The sequence below is a fragment of the Ideonella sp. FW305-24 genome (assembly GCF_058788035.1).
On the sequence record NZ_JBYTAI010000008.1, the window covers coordinates 215,850 to 235,208 of the forward strand.

General features: G+C 68.0%; 17 protein-coding genes and 2 pseudogenes. 8 read left to right on the forward strand and 11 right to left on the reverse strand.

What is annotated here, in order from left to right; translation table 11 throughout:
• The first annotated feature begins 9 nt into the window (after positions 1-9).
• A complete protein-coding gene (locus AC3WR5_RS21770; RefSeq protein WP_492487212.1) occupies positions 10-2,424 on the forward strand; it encodes an efflux RND transporter permease subunit in 2,415 nt (804 codons plus the stop codon).
• 33 nt (positions 2,425-2,457) lie between these two features.
• A complete protein-coding gene (locus AC3WR5_RS21775) occupies positions 2,458-3,399 on the forward strand; it encodes an alpha/beta hydrolase (RefSeq protein WP_492487093.1) in 942 nt (313 codons plus the stop codon).
• A gap of 60 nt (positions 3,400-3,459) precedes the next feature.
• On the opposite strand, the gene AC3WR5_RS21780 is transcribed toward AC3WR5_RS21775, so the two are convergent.
• The 3 genes and pseudogenes from AC3WR5_RS21780 to AC3WR5_RS21790 all read right to left on the reverse strand — a co-directional run.
• The gene (locus AC3WR5_RS21780) at positions 3,460-3,603 is read right to left on the reverse strand and encodes a hypothetical protein (RefSeq protein ID WP_492487094.1); all 144 of its coding nucleotides are present in this window, start codon (positions 3,601-3,603) and stop codon (positions 3,460-3,462) included.
• 35 nt (positions 3,604-3,638) lie between these two features.
• Positions 3,639-4,778 (reverse strand): AAA family ATPase, encoded by a 1,140-nt coding sequence (locus AC3WR5_RS21785; RefSeq protein ID WP_492487095.1) that lies wholly within the window; start codon positions 4,776-4,778, stop codon positions 3,639-3,641.
• A pseudogene (locus AC3WR5_RS21790) lies at positions 4,775-5,059 on the reverse strand (RNA ligase family protein); the annotation flags it as partial. The pseudogene AC3WR5_RS21790 and the gene AC3WR5_RS21785, both read right to left, overlap by 4 nt.
• Before the next feature lie 268 nt (positions 5,060-5,327).
• Between AC3WR5_RS21790 and AC3WR5_RS21795 the strand changes: the two are divergent.
• The 5 genes from AC3WR5_RS21795 (at position 5,328) to AC3WR5_RS21815 (ending at position 8,915) form a co-directional block, all read left to right on the forward strand.
• Positions 5,328-5,990, forward strand: a complete 663-nt coding sequence (locus tag AC3WR5_RS21795) for an ArsR/SmtB family transcription factor (RefSeq protein WP_492487096.1) — start codon at positions 5,328-5,330, stop codon at positions 5,988-5,990.
• Positions 5,991-6,043: 53 nt separating this feature from the next.
• Entirely contained in the window at positions 6,044-6,781 is a 738-nt protein-coding gene (locus AC3WR5_RS21800; RefSeq protein ID WP_492487097.1) for an MBL fold metallo-hydrolase, read from the forward strand.
• A gap of 4 nt (positions 6,782-6,785) precedes the next feature.
• The gene (locus AC3WR5_RS21805) at positions 6,786-8,030 is read left to right on the forward strand and encodes an MFS transporter (protein WP_492487098.1); all 1,245 of its coding nucleotides are present in this window, start codon (positions 6,786-6,788) and stop codon (positions 8,028-8,030) included.
• On the forward strand, positions 8,027-8,365 hold the full coding sequence (locus AC3WR5_RS21810) for a rhodanese-like domain-containing protein (protein ID WP_492487099.1): 339 nt from the start codon (positions 8,027-8,029) through the stop codon (positions 8,363-8,365). Before AC3WR5_RS21805 ends, AC3WR5_RS21810 begins: the two co-directional genes overlap by 4 nt.
• A gap of 193 nt (positions 8,366-8,558) precedes the next feature.
• Positions 8,559-8,915 carry a hypothetical protein gene (locus tag AC3WR5_RS21815; RefSeq protein ID WP_492487100.1) on the forward strand — a complete coding sequence of 119 codons (357 nt, stop codon included), beginning with the start codon at positions 8,559-8,561 and terminating at the stop codon, positions 8,913-8,915.
• 25 nt (positions 8,916-8,940) lie between these two features.
• Here AC3WR5_RS21815 and AC3WR5_RS21820 read toward each other — a convergent pair.
• Positions 8,941-9,552: pseudogene (locus AC3WR5_RS21820) on the reverse strand (RNA ligase family protein); the annotation flags it as partial.
• 627 nt (positions 9,553-10,179) lie between these two features.
• Between AC3WR5_RS21820 and AC3WR5_RS21825 the strand changes: the two are divergent.
• On the forward strand, positions 10,180-11,016 hold the full coding sequence (locus tag AC3WR5_RS21825) for an alpha/beta fold hydrolase (RefSeq protein ID WP_170200854.1): 837 nt from the start codon (positions 10,180-10,182) through the stop codon (positions 11,014-11,016).
• Between the two features lie 73 nt (positions 11,017-11,089).
• Here AC3WR5_RS21825 and AC3WR5_RS21830 read toward each other — a convergent pair whose 3' ends face one another.
• The 7 genes from AC3WR5_RS21830 to AC3WR5_RS21860 form a co-directional block, all read right to left on the reverse strand.
• Complete coding sequence (locus AC3WR5_RS21830; RefSeq protein ID WP_492487101.1) at positions 11,090-12,115, reverse strand: MBL fold metallo-hydrolase; 1,026 nt, start codon at positions 12,113-12,115, stop codon at positions 11,090-11,092.
• A 27-nt stretch (positions 12,116-12,142) separates the two neighbouring features.
• Positions 12,143-12,376 carry a DUF2789 family protein gene (locus AC3WR5_RS21835; protein WP_141287553.1) on the reverse strand — a complete coding sequence of 78 codons (234 nt, stop codon included), beginning with the start codon at positions 12,374-12,376 and terminating at the stop codon, positions 12,143-12,145.
• Between the two features lie 145 nt (positions 12,377-12,521).
• Positions 12,522-13,505 (reverse strand): SLAC1 anion channel family protein, encoded by a 984-nt coding sequence (locus tag AC3WR5_RS21840; protein WP_492487102.1) that lies wholly within the window; start codon positions 13,503-13,505, stop codon positions 12,522-12,524.
• 133 nt (positions 13,506-13,638) lie between these two features.
• Positions 13,639-14,307, reverse strand: coding sequence for an amino acid ABC transporter permease (locus tag AC3WR5_RS21845; protein WP_492487103.1), 669 nt, complete (start codon positions 14,305-14,307; stop codon positions 13,639-13,641).
• Between the two features lie 21 nt (positions 14,308-14,328).
• Positions 14,329-15,114: a transporter substrate-binding domain-containing protein gene (locus tag AC3WR5_RS21850; protein ID WP_492487104.1), complete on the reverse strand. Its 786-nt coding sequence runs from the start codon at positions 15,112-15,114 to the stop codon at positions 14,329-14,331.
• A 176-nt stretch (positions 15,115-15,290) separates the two neighbouring features.
• On the reverse strand, positions 15,291-17,171 hold the full coding sequence (locus AC3WR5_RS21855; RefSeq protein ID WP_492487105.1) for a pectate lyase-like domain-containing protein: 1,881 nt from the start codon (positions 17,169-17,171) through the stop codon (positions 15,291-15,293).
• A 205-nt stretch (positions 17,172-17,376) separates the two neighbouring features.
• Positions 17,377-19,329 carry a hypothetical protein gene (locus AC3WR5_RS21860; RefSeq protein WP_492487106.1) on the reverse strand — a complete coding sequence of 651 codons (1,953 nt, stop codon included), beginning with the start codon at positions 19,327-19,329 and terminating at the stop codon, positions 17,377-17,379.
• Positions 19,330-19,359 lie beyond the last annotated feature (30 nt).

The following is a 19,359-nucleotide window of genomic DNA, read 5'->3' on the forward strand; positions in this document are numbered from 1 at the left end:
CCCGTGGCCATCTCCACTGACGACAGCACCCAGCCGGTCATCCAGCGACTGGAAGACTTCGACCCCGCGAGCGGATCGCGCACCGAGCGCCTGTTCTTCAACCACCGCCCCTGGGTGCTGTTGCTGTGCCTGCTGGCCACACTGGTGCTGGGCTGGCAGGCCGCGCGCATCGGCCTGGCCGCGAGCTTCGAGAAGACCATCCCCACGCACCACCCTTACGTGCAGAACTTCCTCAAGCATCGCGAGCAGCTGGCGGGTGGCGGCAATGCGCTGCGCGTTGCGGTGGCCGCGAAGCAGGGCACGATCTTCGACCCCGGCTACCTCGACACGCTGCGCCAGATCAACGACGAGCTGTTCCTGATGCCCGGCGTGGACCGGCCGTTCATCAAGAGCCTGTGGACCGCCAACACGCGCTGGGTGGCCGTGACGGAAGACGGCCTGGACGGCGACACGGTGATGAGCGACCGCTACGACGGCAGCCCTGCCGCGCTGGCGGAGGTTCGCGCCAACGTCGAGCGCTCGGGCGAGATCGGCCAGCTGGTCGCGGCCGACTTCAAGAGCAGCATTGTCTACGTGCCGCTGCTGGACAAGGACCCGCGCACCGGCGCGCCGCTGGACTACGGCGACCTCGGCCGCCGGATCGAGGAGCTGCGCCAGCGCCACACCAACGGCAAGGTGGACATCCACATCGTCGGCTTCGCGAAGGTGATGGGTGACCTGATCGAAGGGGTGCACCAGGTGGCCCTGTTCTTCCTGGCGGCGCTGGCCATTTGCGCCGGCGTGCTCTTCGGCTACACGCGCTGCGCGCGCTCGACGTCCATCGTCGTTGCCTGCTCGCTGGTCGCGGTCGTCTGGCAGCTCGGCCTGCTTCGCCTGCTGGGCTACGCGCTGGATCCGTACTCGGTGCTGGTGCCCTTCCTCGTGTTCGCCATCGGCATGAGCCACGGCGCGCAGAAGATGAACGGCATCCTGCAGGACGTTGGCCGCGGCACGCACCGCGTGGTGGCGGCGCGCTACACCTTCCGCCGCCTGTTCGCCGCCGGCCTGACGGCACTGCTGTGCGACGCGGTGGGCTTCGCCGTGCTGGCGCTGATCGACATCCGTGTGATCCAGGAGTTGGCCATCAACGCCAGCATCGGCGTCGCATTGCTGATTTTCACCAACCTCGTGCTGCTGCCGGTGCTGCTCTCCTACGTGGGCGTCAACCCGCAGGCCGCGCAGCGCAGCCTCAGGCAGGAGCAGGCGGCGCAGCTGCGTGGTGCGTGGGCGGTGCTTGCCGGCTTCACGCGCACCCGGCCGGCGCTATGGGCGTGTGCGGCAGCGGCGCTGCTGCTGGCCGGAGCGGCGGCGCTGTCGTCGCGCATCCAGGTGGGAGACCTGGACGCCGGCGCCCCGGCGCTGCGTGCCGATTCGCGCTACAACCGCGACAGCGCCTTCGTGGTGCAGAACTACGCCGCCAGCTCCGACATCTTGACGGTGATGGTCACCACGCCCGATGACCAGTGCACGCGCTACGCCAACCTCAGCCGTGTCGACGAGCTGGCCTGGCGGCTCAAGCAACTGCCCGGCGTGGAGGGTACGCAGTCGATGGCGGGGCTGGCCAAGCTGGCGATGGTCGGCTTCAACGAAGGCCAGTTCAAGTGGTACGAGCTGATCGCCAACGACAAGTCGCTCGGCGGCGTGCAGGCCATCGCGCCGCGCGAGCTGTTCAACAAGGCCTGCTCGTTCCTCGCGCTGCACGTCTTCCTCAAGGACCACAAGGCGCAGACGCTGGAGCGGGTCGTTGCCGCCACCGAAGCCTTCATCGCCGAACAGCCGCAGGGTGCCGATGGCGACGTGCACTTCATGCTGGGCGCCGGCTCGGCCGGCATCGAGGCGGCCACCAACATCGTGGTGCGCCAGGCCATGCATCAGATGCTGCTGTGGGTGTACGGCGCGGTGCTGCTGCTGTGCCTGCTGACCTTCCGCTCGTGGCGTGCCACCGTGGTGGCGGTGCTGCCGCTGGCGCTCACCTCGATGCTGTGCGAGGCCTTGATGGTGGTGCTGGGCATGGGCGTGAAGGTGGCCACCTTGCCGGTGATCGCGCTGGGGGTGGGCATCGGTGTGGACTACGCGCTGTACGTGCTGGCCGTCATGCTGCAGCGGCTCAAGCGCGGTGACAGCCTGGACGCCGCGTGGCGCGCCGCGCTGCAGTTCACCGGCCGCGTGGTGCTGCTGACCGGCATGACGCTGGCGCTGGCGGTGGGCACCTGGCTTGGCAGCCCCATCAAGTTCCAGGCCGACATGGGGCTGCTGCTGGCGTTCATGTTCCTCTGGAACATGGTCGGGGCCCTGGTGCTGTTGCCGGCGCTGGCGCGCTGGCTGTTGACGCCGCCCAAGCCCGGTGCCGCGACCGTGGCCGCGCCGGTCGGCCAGGTGGCCTGAATGGCACCCATTCGTTCAAACCAGGAGTAATCAATGCTCGACAAGCAGATCCAGCAGGTGCTGGACGCCGCCCGCGCCAATGGCGCCCCCGATCTCTGCGACGTGCCGCTGCCGGTGGCGCGCGAGAACTATCGACAGATCATGGGCGGCGCCGGCGCACCGCCGGCCGGGGTGGACACCCGGGACATTGCGGCGGCTGGCGGCGTGCCCGCACTGCGTGTCTACACGCCGCCCGGCGCGCAGGCCGCTCCGGTCGTGCTGTGGACGCATGGCGGCGGCTGCGTGGTCGGCGGCCTGGACGAATACGACGTGGTGGTGAAGCAGCTCGCGGTGGACGCGCGGGCGGTGGTTGTCTCGGTGGCCTACCGGCTGGCGCCGGAGCACCCGTTCCCGGCCGCCTTCGACGATGCCTGGGCGGCATTGAAGTGGGTGGCCTCGCCGGAAGGCGTGCGGGCGCTCGGCACGGTGGCCGACACGGGCCGGCTCGCCCTGGCGGGTGACAGTGCCGGCGCGCTGCTGGCCATCACCACCGCGCTGCGAGCGCGTGACGAAGGGGGTCCGGGGCTTCGCAGCCTGGCCCTGGCCTACCCGCTGGCCGCGGGCGGTCACGGCGACTATCCATCGCACACGGCGCACGCGGCCGGGCCGACGCTGACGAAGCGCACGATGGACTGGTGCAGCCACCATTTCTTCGGCGACGCCGGCCGCGCGCCCGATCATCGCGGCGCACCCTTGTTGGCGGACGACCTGTCGAGATTGCCTCGTACGCTGCTGATGCTGGCAGCGCTGGATCCGCTGCGCGACGAGGGCCTGGCCCTGGGAGCACGCCTCAACGACAGTGGCGTGCTGGTCAGCGTGATCGAGTGTCATGGCCTGCCGCACGGCTTCTTGTCGCAAGGTGGATTTTCGGCGGCCGCGCGCGCTGCGCAGCGGCAGCTCGGTCGCGCCTTGGGCGACGCGCTGCACGAGGCCTAGGGCAAGCTGCACGTCAAGGTAAAGCGCCAGCGTCAGGTGTCGATTGCAGCAGCGCTTCGATCATGCCGGGCAGTTGCACATCCCCATCAGGATCAAGTCGCGCGGCTGGTGTGCGATGGCAGCGAGCGCCGAGGCCGCGTCGATGGCCGTCACCGCCGGATGGCCGTTGTCGCCGAGCACGCTGGAGACCAGCGCCAGGTTCATCGGCCTGTGGCACCCGAACAGCTGCGTGGCGGATGTCACTGGCCGATCAGGTAGTCCACATCGTGCGCCTCCCACGGCAGCGGCAGTTCCCAGCGGTGCAGCATGCGCGCCAGGGCCTGCTGGCTGAGCGTGGTGTCGCGCAGGCGGTTGCGCTGGAACAGCGTGGCATGCGGCACCTCCAGGTAGACCAGCTGCACCTGCGCGTCGTAGGCGTAGAGCAGGTCCAGGGTCTTGTTGCGCATCTGCTCGCTGAGGTGTGTGGCGTTCCACACGAAAGGCGCGTGCCGGCGCAGCAAGGCCTTGGCCTTGTCAACCGCGTGGTGTGCGGCCATGCCGTCGTTCTCGCCATGCTTCAGGCCGAGCTCGGTCTTCGCGTCGTCGAACGAGACCACCGGCAGGCCGGCCGCGTGCCGGTCCACCCAGGTGTTCTTGCCCGAGGCCGGCAGGCCGCTGAGCACGATGACCTGCGAGCCGGGCGGCTGGAACAGTGGCGTGTCCAGGTGCAGCGCTGCACCGCGGGCGTACATCAGCCGCGTGTGGGCCGACGCGGCGGCCTTCGGTTGGTCCCAGCAGCCGTCCTCCCGCGCCAACTCCTCGAACAGCGCGATGTCGTCCAGCCGCACCTGCTGGTCCTCGCAGATGCGCCCGCGCATGTCGGCCCGCGCCACGCAGACCAGGTCGCACAGGTCCAGCCCCCAGGACAGCTTGCGGGCGATGAACTCGGGCGACTCGCCGCGGCGTGAGTCGAAAGCGAAAAAGGGCACCTGATGCGCGGCAACGATGCGGCAAATGGCCTCGCGCACCGCAAACGGCAGGCCGGCCCGCCACAGCAGCACCCGCACGTCGACCGCGCCGCGCCGCGAGTGGCCGGGCTGGCCGATGTCGCCGGTCAGCGGGTCCACCACCGTGGTCTCCGGCTTGCACAGGTCGTGCAGCAGCGCGGCCAGGAACAGCACCAGGCGGCGCGTGTCGCCTGCCGCCTGGTAGTGCGGGTCGGCCAGCAGCGCGTCCAGCACCATGCGGGTGTGGATGCCCACATTGCCTTCGGCGTGGTAACGCGGGCTTTGCGGCGTGGTCTCCAGCGCATGCAGGCGAGGGATGGCCTCGCAGCAGGCGGCCCAGTCGTAGCCTTGCCCCGGCGCAGGGCACAGCGCGCGCAAGGTGTCGGCGTTCATGCGGTCCTCCCATCGTGGTTGGGTTGTGGCCAGCCGATCAGCGGCTGCGGCGCGTAGAGGTCCACGCCATCGGCCAGGCCGTTGGGGATCAAGGGTCGGGTGCTGTGGTGCGAGCCGGAGTCCAGGATGGTCTGCACGAAGTCCGGCCGCACCCACTTGTAGCGGCCCAGCACCTGCTCGCCGTCTTCGAGCTTGATGTAGAGGCCTTCGGCCAGGTCGGACGCGTCGGTCTGCCGCCAGGCCAGCGCCAGGTCCAGCGACTGGCGCCGCACCGCCTGCTGTTCCGTGCCATTAATGTCCGAGACATGCCATTGATGTCTGAGACAACCTCGGACGACGAGGTCTAGAGACCTTCGCGCTGGCGGCGCACGGCAAGCCGTACAAGAGCTACAGGCGCAACCGCCTGAAACGGGTTGCGAAGTAAGGGCAAGGGCAGACCAGGGGCAGGCGCGTCGCGTCAGGCAGCATCGCAGCAGCGGCGGCGCCGATGGTTCAGCGTGCTTCTTAGAGCCACTGGTGCAACAATCTAATATTCTCTAGAATGTAGTTATGAGAGAAACCAAGAACCGCCTGTATGAGCAAGTCGCCCGCGTCGGGAAGGCCGTGGCGAGCCCCAAGCGGCTGGAGCTCATCGAGCTGCTGTGCCAAGGCGAGAAGACTGTCGAAGTGCTGGCCGGTCAAGCCGACATCAGCGTGAAGCTCGCCAGTGCGCATTTGCGGGAGCTGCGCCTCGCGCACCTGGTGGTCACACGCAAGGATGGCAAGTACGTGCTGTACCGGCTTGCATCGACCGGCGTGGCCGATCTCTGGGTCACGCTGCGCGCCCAAGCGGAAGAGCGCCTGGTCGAGCTGCAGGTGGCCTTGGCCGACATCGTTGAGCACCAGGACGAGCTGCAGGGTCTGGACCACCGGACCATCCTCAAGATGGCGGCTGCCGGCGAAGTTCTGGTGCTCGACGTGCGCCCTGTGGAAGAGTTCAGCACCGCCCACTTGCCGTATGCCCGCTCGCTGCCGGTAGACCAGCTCAAGAAGCGTCTGGCCGAGTTGCCAAAGGACGTGCCGGTCGTGGCGTACTGCCGCGGGCCGTTCTGCCTCATGGCCAGGGACGCCGTCGCGCTCCTGCGCAAGAAGGGCTACCGCGCCGTGCACCTCACAGATGGCGTGGCCGAGTGGCGCGCCGCCGGCCAGCCGATTGAAGAAGGGACCCCATGAAGCCGCTCTGCAATCCGCACGACGTGCTCGTGTTTTGACCGCAGGAGGCAAGGATGTTCTTCCGCCAACGCCCCGCGCAGAACGCGACCCTGTCCTACTTCTTCGGCTGCGGCGGCATCGGCAAGTCGGTGGCGGTTGACGTCGTTGCGGGCGATGAGGATTGGTTTGTCGCCGAGGCCGCCACCCTGGGCGTGCCGATCAGCTTCGTGATTGACACCCACGTCCACGCCGATCACCGCTCCGGTGGCCCGGAACTGGCTCGGCGGGTGGGAGCCGCTTATGGTCTGCACGAAAGCAACATTGGGCGCACTGAGTATGAGTTCATGGCCTTGCGCGACGGCCAACGGCTGGACGTCGGGAATGTCATCGTCGATGTGCTGCACACCCCCGGCCACACGCCCGACAGTCTGTGCCTACTCGTGCGTGACCTGCGCCGAGGTGACGAGCCCTGGTTCGTAGTCACCGGCGATACGCTGTTCGTTGGCGCCGTCGGCCGGCCCGACCTCGCCGGACGCGAGCGCGAAATGGCGGCGCAGCTGCACGACACGCTGCATGCCAAGTTGTTGACGCTGCCGGCCGAGCTCGAGATCTATCCGGGCCACCAGGCGGGCAGTGCTTGCGGCGCCGGCATTTCCGGGAAGCCAGCGTCGACCATCGGATTCGAAAAGCGCACCAATCCGATGCTGTCAATGTCGCGCGATGCCTTCACGGAGGCGCTGGTCGCAAGCATCCCGGCGCCGTTGGCGGACGCGGACTCGATCCTGCGCTTCAATCTCGGCCTTGCAGGCTGAACGAATGCACGCTGCGACCATCCGTCTCGGGCTGCGTGAGAACGCGGGGCAGTTCTCGCTGCTGGTGCTCGTGAACGCCTTCGTCGGGGCGATGGTCGGGCTGGAGCGCAGCATCTTGCCGGCGATCGCCGAGCAGGAGTTCCATGTCGCCGCACGGGCTGCGATTCTGTCGTTCATCGTGGTCTTCGGTGTCACCAAGGCAGTGACCAACTACCTGGCCGGGCGACTGGCCGATCGATGGGGCCGCAAGCAGGTGCTGGTGGCCGGCTGGGTGGTGGCCGTTCCGGTCCCCTTCGTGCTGATGTGGGCGCCGAGCTGGGACTGGGTGGTGGCTGCCAATGTGCTGCTCGGTGTCAGCCAGGGGCTCACGTGGTCGACCACGGTGATCATGAAGATCGACCTGGCGGGTCCGCAGCGACGTGGTTTGGCGATGGGGCTCAACGAGTTCTCGGGCTACTTCGCAGTGGCGGGCAGTGCGTTGGCCACCGGCTGGATTGCCGCCAACTACGGGCTGCGGCCCGAGCCCTTCTACCTGGGCGTGGCCTATGCAGCCTTCGGCTTGCTGCTGTCGGCCTTCGTGGTGCGCGAGACCCGCCACCATGTGCAGAAGGAGGTCGCGGCACACGGCGCCAGCGCAGCGGTGACTACCCTCACCTCGGGCGAGATCTTCAGGCGCAGCACTTGGGCCGACCCTAACCTGTCCAGCGTGAGCCAAGCCGGGCTCGTGAACAATTTGAACGACGGCATGGCCTGGGGCCTGTTCCCGCTGGTGTTCGCTGCTGCGGGCCTGAGCTTGGCCGATGTGGGCGTGCTGGCCGCCGTCTACCCGGCTGTCTGGGGCATTGCCCAGATCTTCACCGGCGCACTATCCGACCGCGTTGGCCGCAAATGGCTGATCGTCTGGGGCATGTGGGTCCAGGCGGCTGGCATCGCTGTCACGGCAGTGGCCAAGGGCTACGGGGGGTTCGGTGCCGGTGCCGTTCTGCTCGGTCTGGGGACGGCGATGGTGTACCCGACGCTGCTGGCGGCCATCGGCGACGTGGCCCACCCATCCTGGCGTGCCTCCGCTGTCGGGGTTTATCGCTGGTGGCGGGACCTGGGCTATGCGATCGGCGCCTTGCTCGCTGGGTTCACCGCCGACCAGTTCGGTCTGGCCGCGGCCGTCTGGCTGGTCGCTGCCCTGACTTTCGTGTCGGGCTGCATCGCCGGCTTGAGGATGAAAGAAACGCTGACAAGGACGAAACCATGACTCACAAGGATGAAACCATGACTGGCAAAACAGATGAACCGTTTGTCGACCCGGACGCGCTGCGCGACAAGTTGGCGCGGGGAGAGCCGGTTGTTATCGTCGACGTCCGATCGGCGCAGGAGTTCCTGGCCGGTCATGTCGACGGAGCCGTCAACATACCGTCCGAGCAGCTGTCGGCGCAGGGCACTGCATTCCCGATGGACGCCACGATCGTCACGGTCTGCAACCATGGTGGTCAGCGGTCATGCGGCGCGGCTGCCCAGCTGCGGGCGATGGGGTTCGAGAATGTTTCAGCGCTGCGGGGTGGCACGCACGGTTGGAACAAGGACAGCTGACCGACCGCAACGCAGCACCGCCGCCGCGTAAACGCGAATGGCGATGGTGCGGTGGGCAGGCGAGTCATGCCTGTCTCAGACTTTCGCTGCGAAACCTTCGTGCTCGCTCCCTAAAGGGGGCTGTCTCTGACTTCATTGGCCGAGAACAGCCGCCGCCATCCATCATTTGATCGGCCTTCGCTAAGCTGTAGGGATGGAAGGACAACTGTGGGTCGAGCCGGTCGGCGCGATCATCATTGCGAGGCTTCGAGGACTACCAACGGTCGATCTGCTGGCCGAATGTCAGTCGCGCGTCGTGGATCTGCTGCGGGAAACCGCTAAACCTCTGGTGCTGTACGACGCCCTAGAAATGGTTGCGCCTGAGACCAAGGTGGCTTGGTCGCAGCGAGCGCTTGATAGCAGGCTGACATTCCGTCCGAAGCGTGCGATCGTCGTCCAAAACACCAAGATCGCCTACCTGGCCAGGCTCGCATTCGCCGACGAGTTCGGCGACAACCAAGTCTTCTACAACGACATGGCGGCCGCGTTCGAATGGCTGAAGTCGGCCTAGCGTCTCAGACTTTGATGTCGCGGAACACCTGCTCGAAGGCTTGCCGCCAGGCCGGCCCCTTGGCCAGCGAAGGCTGCAGCAAGGCGCGCAGCGGTTCCAGCGTCGCGGGCATTGGGCCTTGGTGCAGGACAGGCACGCTGAGCACCGGCGAGCCGGCCAGCAGTGCGCGGCGCCTGGCCGTGCTGAGGAACACGCCGGCCTGCCGATCGAACACGTCGAACTCGCAGAAGTAGTGCGGCAGCCGGTCGTAGCTGGCCGAGTGCTTGGCATACAGCCACTCGCCGTACATCACGTAGCGGTCTTCCAGCAACGCGAGCAGGGTCGCTTCGTGGGCCTTGGCCCATTGCTTGAACGGTGCGAACTGGCGCTCGCGCCCGCCGCCGGCCAGGTAGTGGCCGCGGGATTGCAGCAGCAAGTCGCCTGCCGAGGTGAACGAGACGGCGACGTTGGCGCCGTCGAGCTTTTCTTCGATCACGGCATGCCGGCTGCGCAGGTCGGCCAGCGGCACGTGGTCGTGCCCTTCGTCGCCGGCTTGCAGCCGGGAGCCCTCCAGATGGGGCGTGCGGGGGTATTTCAGGATCTCCAGCGAGTGGAGTTCGGGCGCGAGCAGATGCTTCGCATCAAATGGCGCAGACATGGTCGTCTCCAGGTTCGGGTGAACGAACCGACGACCTGACTGCGCGCTGCCTGCCTGGCTGGGTGCGGCGCCTCCACCATGGCGTGGCGGCGCGGGCACGGAGCGCTTGCAGCAGCGGCCGGACTCTGGGGCATGCGCCGGGGCGGCGGCATGGCGAGGGCTGAGGGGTCAGCGCCTGGGGCGAGTCGGAAAGCGGTCGACGGCTTAAAGGGCGGCGATGCGGCAGGGCAATTGAAGCTCCGTGGCGGCTGGGGGTGGCAAAGGGAGCGCAGTCTAGCCAAGCAGGCCGGTGCTGACAAGGGCTTGCATGTTGCGTCTCGCTGCGGCAACTTGCGCTTGGTGGAGCACTCCCAAGGTACAGGGTCAACCCGGCCATTCGACCTAGACCGGACACGGGTGTCATGGCGATGTCGGGCCTGATGCGGGTCAACACAATGACTTCGTCCAACCCACGAACCCGCGAGGAGCACCCCGGTGTCCATCGAATTCGAATCCACTTTGGCGAACCTCAGCCGCCGGCAACTGCTGGTGAGCGGTGCCGGCCTGGCCGCCACGTTCGCCTTGCCCGGTGCGGCCACTGCCGCATCTCATCTGTCCCACCCCAACGACCCAACAGGAAATCAAACCATGAGCTACGTAACCACCAAGGACGGCGTCCAGATCTTCTACAAGGACTGGGGCGACAAGTCGGCCCAGCCCATCGTGTTCCACCACGGCTGGCCGCTGTCCAGCGACGACTGGGACACGCAGATGATCTACTTCCTGCAGAAGGGTTTCCGCGTGGTCGCCCACGACCGGCGCGGCCACGGCCGTTCGGCGCAGGTCAGTGAAGGTCACGACATGGACCACTACGCGGCCGACGCGTTTGCGGTCGTCGAGCATCTGAACCTGAAGAACGCCGTGCACATCGGCCACTCGACCGGCGGTGGCGAAGTTGCCCGCTACGTGGCCAAGTTCGGCCAGCCGTCCGGCCGCGTCGCCAAGGCCGTGCTGGTCAGCGCCGTGCCGCCGCTGATGCTCAAGACCGCGAGCAACCCGGAAGGCCTGCCGATGGAGGTCTTCGACGGCTTCCGCAAGGGCGTGGCCGAAAACCGTGCGCAACTCTTCCTGGACGTGCCGGCCGGCCCGTTCTACGGCTTCAACCGTCCTGGCGCGAAGACGCTGCCGGGCGTGGTCCAGAACTGGTGGCGCCAGGGCATGACCGGCAGCGCCAAGGCGCACTACGACGGCATCAAGGCCTTCTCCGAGACCGACCAGACCGAAGACCTGCAGACCATCAAGGTGCCGACGCTGGTGATGCACGGCGACGACGACCAGATCGTCCCCATCGCAGACGCGGCGCTGAAGTCGATCAAGCTGTTGAAGAACGGCACGCTGAAGGTCTACAAGGGCTACTCGCACGGCATGCTGACGGTCAACGCCGACGTGCTCAACGCCGACCTGCTGGCCTTCATCAAGGGCTGAGTCCCGCGCGCGGGCTTCCGGCTCGCCGCAAAAGCCCCGGCCCGCGAAGGCCGGGGCTTTTTTGCGTCTGCGTTCAGCGCACCGGCGCGGAAGCCGCGGCGGGCGCGGGCAGCCAACTGGTGAACGCTGCCGGTGCCCAGTCGTAGCGCCCGTCGCGCGCCAGGATGTGGCCAATGCCCGGGAAGGCGATGTGCGCCGCAGCCACCCACTGGCCCTGCTGGGCCGCTTCGGCAAACAGTTGGCGCCGCACCTGCTCGGCCTGGTCCTGGTCGCTGTCGTATTTCAGGCGAATGCCGGGTGCGGGGAACTGGATGGGTGCGACGTGCACCACGTCGCCCCAGACGACCAGCTTCTGCCCCCGGCTCTCGACCACATAAGCCGTGTGGCCAGGCGTGTGCCCGGCGCTGGGCATGGCGCGCAGGCCAGGCAGCAGGTCCACGCCGCCGACGAAGGTCTGCACGCGATGCGCTGCCAGGTAGGGCTGCAGCGACTCGATGGCGCCGTCGAACATCGAGCCGAGGAAGGCGGGCGCGAGCTTCTGCTGGTCGCGGCTGGTCCAGTAGTCGGCGTCGGTGCGGCTGATGTGCAGCGTGGCGTTGGGAAACGCCATCTGGCCGCGGGCGTTGATGCCGCCGACATGGTCGCGGTGCAAATGGGTCAGGAAGATGTCGTCGACCTGCTCCGGCTGGTAGCCAGCCGCGCGCAGGTTGGCGATCAGGTGGCCGCAGCACTCGCCGTACAGCGTGCCTGCGCCGCTGTCGATGAGCACCAACCGCGAGCCGGTGTTGATCAGGAAGGCGTTGATCGGACCTTCGACCGGGCGCGGCGTGTCGGCGCTGGCGAGCAACTGGTCCAGCTGTTCGTGCGTGGCGTGTGTCATCACCTCGTCGACCGGGAACGGGTGGGTGCCGTCCAGCAGCGCGGTGACTTCGAAGTCGCCCAGCATCATGCGGTACCAACCGGCCACCTGCACCCGCTGTTGCGGGGCGGCCGCCCGGGCCGGCGGGACGGCAAGCTCGACGGCGAGCAGGGCGCAGGCCGTGAGGGCGCCTGCCATGACAGTGGAGATCTTGCCGGGAATGCGCGAATGAAGAGACATCTGAATGCTTTCTGAAGCGTGCGGCGCTCAGCGCAGCATCTGGCTGAGGCGGTCGACCACCTCGGCCCACTCGGCATCGTCGGCAATGCCGGTGCAGAGAAAGTCCGATTGCGCGGGCGTCCAGAACGAGGCTTCGGACAGCACGACGCCGGGGGCCAGCGGGCGGTGCGTGGCAACGAAGCGGGCGATGTCCTCTTCGGCGCTGGGCAGGCCGAGCTGCTGGAACAGCGTTGGCAGGTCGTGGCAAGGCTGCTGGGTCATGGGAACTCCTGTGGATCGGTGGTGGTGCGCGACATGCGCCCATGGCGCATGCTCGCCGCGTGCGCGGCGATCCGTCCCCTGGCAATGGGGCCGTCGCCGCTCTCCCGAAATGCAGAGGTCGACGCTTGCCCGCCGCTGCGCGGGTTCAGTCTTCGAGGAAGGCCTTGCCCTGCAGGATGTACAGCAGCGTGCGCAGCGTCATCCACAGCACCATCAGCGTGGCGCAGCCCAGCGCGACGGCGGCCACCGCGCCGGTGGCGGGGCCGGGCTGCAGGCGGTGGTAGGCCAGGCAGGCGCCGGCCCAGCCGTCCAGCGGGAAGGTCATGGCCCACCAGCTGAGGAAAAAAGGGCCGTGCGTGATGCGCGGCACCAGCGTGGCCAGCAGGATGGCAATGAACAGTGCCAGGTTGTAGAGCACCGTGGCAAGCAGGCCCACCTGGCCGACCTGCGTGGCTTCCAGCGCGGTGTAGGCCGCAAAGCCGATCGACGGCGGCGCCAGCAGGATGAACAGCGTGGGGATGCTGCGCTCGCTCATCGGCGCGAAGAACAGCACGCGGTGCATCGCGATCGTGAAGAACACCAGCCACAGCACCAGGCCGACCGAGAAGAAGAACCAGCTGGCGTACACGAAGCCCAGCGGCGCGCCGCCGACCGGCAGCAGGATGTTGCCGACCACCGGGATGAACCAGGCCGGCGTCATCACGCTTTCGTCCTGCGCCGCGAGCAGCCAGCGGCGGATCAAGGTGAGCGCCAGCGCGAAGTGCGCTGCGGCGCCCAGGCACCACAAGGCCCGCGCCAGTGGTTCGTTGTAAGGCCTCAGGCCGATGGCCACGACCACGGTGGCGACCGAAGCGGCCGGGAAGAAGCTGGACCGCACCGCGTGGTTGAACTCGGCGCGCACCGCGTCAAAGTGCAGCAAGGCCTTGGCCACGTGGGTCACGACCAGCAAGGCAAACAGTGCGCAGCTCAGCCCCAGCAGCACCTGGCTGCACCACAGCGGCAGGCCGAACACCGCGTGCGCGCCGGCATAGGCATTGGCCAGGCCACCCAGCCCCATGACCCAGGCGAAGTTGGCGACGGACTGGCGCGCGAGCAGGGGTTGGACAGTGGGCAGCGCGGTGGTGGTCATGGTCGTCTTTCGGTTGGCGCGCGACGCGTGACAACGCGTGTCACGTGTGCGTCGGGTCCTGCCACTGTCAGGCAAGACCCGCCGAAAGACGACTCCCATGTGGACGATGCGCCGCCCTCCCGGGCGGCGCCGCTTACCGGGCGTGGGCGCGGTTCAGCCGCTTCTCCTGCCAGGCCTGCAGGCGCTCGAAGGCCAGGCTCATCAACCAGTACAGCGCGGCGGCTGCGAGGTACAGCGGCAGCGGGCGGAAGGTCGCGGCGATGAGTTCCTTGGTCGCCAGCATCAGCTCGGTCACGGTGATCACCGAGACCAGCGAGGTGTCCTTGATCAGGCTGATCAAGGTGTTGCTCATGCCGGGCAGCGCTGTGCGCAAGGCCTGTGGCAGGACCACGAAGCGCAGCGCCTGCGCGTAGGTGAGGCCCAGGCTGTAGCCGGCGGCCCACTGGTCGCGCGAGACGCCGTTGAGCGCGCCGCGCAAGGTTTCGGAGAGATAAGCCGCGGCGTTCAGGCTCAGCGCCAGCAGGCCGGCGGCGAACGGCGAGAACTCGATGCCGATGCTGGGCAGGCCGTAGTAGATGACGAACACCTGCACCAGCAGCGGCGTGCCGCGCATCATGCTGACGTAGGCCGCTGCCGCGCCGCGCAGCGCCTTGTTCGGCAGCACGCGGGCAATGGCCAATGGAAAGCCCAGCACGGTGCCGCCCACCATCGCGCCCAGCGCGAACATCAGCGTGTAGCCGCAGCCCTTGAGCAGGATGGGGGCGGCATCGCGGAACAGTTCCCAAAGATCCAGCAGTTCCATCGGTGGGTCTTCGTCAGTCGCTCAACGCTCGGACGGCGCCTTGCTGACGTCCACGCCGAACCACTTGACCGAGACGGTCTTGAAGCTGCCGTCCTTGAACGAGTCGGCCAGCGCCTTGTTCAGCGCGGCCAGCAGCTGCGGGTTGCCCTTGACGACCGGGATGGCCGACTTTTCCACGTCGCCCACCGGCGCGCCGGGCTTGATCGGCAGCGGCGAGGTCTTGACCAGGTAGTTGACCATCAGGCTGTCGTTCAGCGCCGCGTCGATGCGCTTGGCGGCCAGGTCCTGCAGGTACTCGGGCGCGCCGGGGTAGCTGCGCACTTCCACGCCCGGCGTGGCCTTGGCCTTCTGCTCGAAGTTCGTGCCCTGGCCCACGCCCAGCTTCAGGCCCTTGAGCGCTTCGAGGTTCCTGAATTCACGCGTCTCGTTCTTGCGCAGGATCAGCTGTGGCGCCGAGATCGTGTACGGCTCGCTGAAGTCGAAGGCCTGCTTGCGCTGGTCGGTCACGCCGACCTGGTTGATGATCACGTCGTACTTGCCGGCTGAGAGGCCCGCCAGGATGCCGCTCCACTCGGTGGTGGTGAACTCGGCCTTCACGCCCAGCTTGGTGGCGATCAGCTTGGCCAGGTCCACCTCGAAGCCGGCCAGCTCGCCTTTGTCCTTGAAGTTGAACGGTGGGTAGGTGCCTTCGAGCGCGACGCGCAGCGTGCCACGGCTCTTGACGCCGTCCAGCAGGTCGGCCGCGTGAGTGGCGAGGGCAGCGGTGGCAAGCGCCAGGCCGGCGAAGAGCGAGGTGGAAATCTTCATGATCTTGTGCGCTTCCTGAGTGAGGCGATGCCCGGTGGCACCGAGGGGAGTGAGGCTGCCAGAGGCGGCGCGGAGATTGTGGACCAAGGCCCGCGAAGCTGCTGGCGCGTGGCGAAAGCACCAAGGAAAACGGCGCCCCGCGGGGCGCCGTTGCCGGTCAGTTCAGCCTGCCCGCATCACGGGAAGCTGGTCACCGTCACCGGGGTGCTCGGGTTGGTGATGAGCGCCGGGCCGCCGGTGCTGTTGATCACGTTCAGCGTGCCGCCCATGCCGTGGCTGGGGTCCAGGAAGACGGTGGTGAGGTCCTTCAGGCTGCCCTTGGGCAGGCTGCGGGGCACTTCGAAGGCACGCGCGGCGAAGATGTCGATGCCCTGGTTGAAGAAGCTGTACGAGCCCAGCGCCCAGGCGTTGAAGGCCTTCACGTCCTTGTCCACCTTCAGCGCGGCCCAGCCGGGGCTGGTGGGCGACTTGGACCAGGCGGCCTGCGAGGGCGGGTCGTAAGGCATTTCGTTCTGGAAGAAGATGACCTTGCCGCGCTCGCCGTTCCAGATGGCCTGGTACTTCTGGTAGTGCTCGACGAACAGGCCGTAGGCCGTCACGTCGTCGCCATTGACGATCACGCCATGATCGGCCGGGTTGACCGTCCAGCCCACGCCGTTGCCGTGGTCGGCACGCCAGGCCCAGATGTTGTCCAGGAGGGTGCCGCCTGTGTTGACCGCCAGGCTGTTGGTGGCCGATCCGGCCGCCATGCCGCCGATGCGGAAGAACACGTCGTGCAGCGCGACGGGCTGGTCGGTGAAACCGGCGGTGTTGGCCTTGGTGCCCACCTGCAGCAGCACCGAGGACAGCACCGGGCCGGCGTCGAAGACCACGCCGGCGATGTCCACACCCGGCACGTCCGCGACCTTCATCGCGATCACGCCGCCCTGCGGCACCAGCGTCGGGAAGCCCAGGCCCAGGACCACGGTGTTGGCCTGCTTGACCTGGATGGTCTGGCTCAGGTTGTAGACGCCCGGCGTGAGGATCAGGTGCTTGCCAGCGGCCAGCGCCTGGTTGATCGCGGTCACCGAGTCGCTGGGCTTGGCGATGAAGAAGTCGGCAATCGGGATCGCGGTGCCGGCGGTCGGGCCGTTGGCCCAGGTCGTGCCGCTGGAGTTGCGGCGCAGGGCCGGCACGAAGACCTTGTAGCCGCCGTCACCGTCCACGTAGAGGTAGGGCGCCTCGCGCGTCACCGGGCTGGTGGCCAGCGTGGTGTACGGGCCGCAGCCGTTGCCGCCAGGGAAGCATTGCGCGGGTGCGCCCAGCACACCGGAGAAGACCTGGTTCCAGACACCGTTGCTCCAGCCGGCCATCGCGCTGTCGCGCACCAGCCATTGCTGCTGCGAGCCGTTGATCACGGTGTTCTCGAACTTGGAGTCGGCAATGAAGCCGCCGCTGGCATAGGACGGGCCGGTGCAGTAGTCCATCAGCGTGGTGTTGCCGTTCACGCGCACGCGGCGCATGGGTGCTGCCTGCGAGACGGCCCAGAACTCGCCGGCGTAGCAGCCGAAGCTGCTGTTGCTGACCTCGATGTTGAGGTTGGACAGCGAGCGCCAGAAGTTGCTGAGCGCAAAGCAGCCGCTGCTGTCGCACTGGTTGTAGACGTTGATCGAGCCGGTCACGGTCACGTCGGTGGGCGAGCGGCCGAGGCCGGCAACGGCGGTGTTGTAGCCGACCTGGAAGTTCAGCGGCGCAGCCGGCGTGCCGTAGGCGCCGGGCATGAACAGCACGGCATCACGCTCGGGGCCGAACTGGTTGGACACCTGGCGCGCGGCAATGCCGTCGACCACGGTCTGGATGTCGGCCAGCGCCATGTCGGGCGTGAGGATGTGCACGTTGGGGCCGAAGTCCGGCGCGGCGACGACCGTGGGCTTGACGGACTTCGCGAAGGCCGTGGCCGACAGGCCGGTGGTGGCGATGACGGCGGCCAGCGCCAGCATCAGCGGTCGTGTGCGCCGCGCCTCGGCGTTGTGGCGCGCGGGCGCGCGACCCGCCGGTGAGGTGGGAAGAAGCTGCATCTCTGTCTCCTTTTGTTGTGGCGGCGGCCGCGATGCGGGCAGCGCGCTGCGCCGGTTTGGAACCGATTCCATCGGTGCCGCGGCGCAGCTTACTCCGCAGGAGTTTCGAGGGGGTTACTTCTTGTGCGTCAGGGCGCTGCGGTGTGGGTGAGCCAGGAAAAACGGCGCCCCGCGGGGCGCCGTCGTGTCAGGGGCAAAAAGCAGCTCAGTGGCAGGACTCGCCCGCCGCCGCGCCGGGGCAGCTGCTGTAGTTGCTCTGCAGGTCCACGCCGTCACCGGTGCGGCCATAGAGCGCCAGGGTCTTGGCGTCGTTGGCATTGACCACGCTGCCGCGGTTGCTCAGGCTGATGGTGGCGTCGCGTGCGCTCGGGCTCAGGCCGCGGTCACCCAGGCGGCCGTTGCCGCCGTCGCCGCAGTCGGCACGGCTGGCACAGACGGTTGCGCCGTCCAGCCCCAGCGGGCCGTGGGCGAAGCTCCAGGCGGCGTGGAAGCTGCCGCTGGCGCCGCCGTCGAGCGCCAGGCTGCGCAGCGCGCTCACGCTGTCGGCGTCCAGTTCGGGCCAGGGCAGGCTTTCCATCGCCGACCAGACCGGCGGCACGCCGTTGACGTCCACGTCGTAGCTGGTCTGGCCTTCGATGGCCATGGGCACGCTGCAATCGCCGTCGCTGAAGAACGAGAAGGTCACGGTGCGGCCGCCGCGGTAGAAGTTGCGCACCACGGCGTCGCCATCGGTGCCTTGCGGCAGGGCCACCCAGGTGTCGTCCGGTCCGCGCAGCTGGCCGACCAGGCGGTCGGTGCTGGCGCCGTTGCCCCAGCCGTCCACGGTCCACAGCGACAGGCGCTGCACGTTCTCGCCGTAGCGTTTGAAGTAGGCGATGGTGGTTGCGGCGCCGCTGCTGTCGCGCTGCGAGATCTGGGCGCACATCAGGCCCGAAACCGCGCCCACGTCGAAGGCCAGCGCGCGGTCGTAGTCGAACACCGGCTCGGTGCTGTCGATGCGGCGGGTGCGCTGGGCCTTGGCGGCGGCGTGCAGGCTGATCGGCAACAGGTCGCCGAGGAATTTCCACTGGCCGTCGACCTGGGTCACGGCCATGCCGTCGCCCACAGGCTTGACGTTGCCGTCGGTGTCCTGCAGCACAAACGAGACGCGGCAGGTCGGCGTGGCGCTGGTGTCGCAGCGGCCCAGCGTCGGGCTCATCAGCCGGGAGCCCCACATCGGCGTGCCGTTGTCACCCTGGGCGAAGAAGCTGCAAAGGCCTTGCGCGACCGCAGTGGCACCGCGTGCGACGTCGTTGCCGTCGCCCAGCTGCATGTGGGCGTTGGGTGCCAGCGAGCGCAGGATGCCGGTGCTGGTTTCGCTGCAGGCCGAGGCGCTGGCCAGCGAGGCCGTCATGTTGTTGAACAGGGTTTCCAGGCCGCCCAGCTGCAGGCTGCTGGCGCTGGCGGTGGTCGTCACGGTGCCGGAGGTGTCGCCCTGCGTCATGTAGACGTTGCCCTCGCCGATGCGCGGCGTGATCTGCACGAAGGCGGTGCCGGCGTCAGAGCCGGTGCTGACGCCGATCGCGTCCAGCACACCGTCATAGCCGGTGCGCGAGCCGGCGTCCAGCGGGCTGGAAACAAAGTCGAGGGTGCCGGTGATGCCGGCGCTCGCCAGCACGCTGGACAGGCTGGTGCGCAGCTGGTCCTGGGCGGAGGCGATGCTGTCGGTGGTCAGGGCAGGGTTGCTGCCGCTCATCAGCGTGTCGGGCGACTGGCCCGAGGCCAGCAGCACCATCGCGCTGGTCAGCGGCGTGACGTTGGCGGTGCCGGCAGCGCTGGTCACCGAGTAGACGCAGAGGTAGTTCGGGCCGGCGTAGCCGCAGGCTTCGATGCGGTACGGCGCCGGGCCGGTCAGCGTCACGTCGGCATAGGTGCCATCCGCGGCAATCGCCAGGTCGCTGACGACCACGTTGCCATTGGCGTCCAGCACGCGCAGCTTGCCGTTGGTGATGGGCGCGCCCACGGCCACGGTGCCGGCAATGGTGGTGGCCGGCACCACCGGTGATCCGCCGCCTGCATCGGCCGAGCCGCTGCCGCCACCGCAGGCGGCCAGCATCACGAGAGAGGCCATGGCCACGGCCGTCAGGCTGTGGCGCCGCATGGGCGAGAAAAAGCGCATTGGATGTCTCCTGCCGGAAAAGGCGTTGGG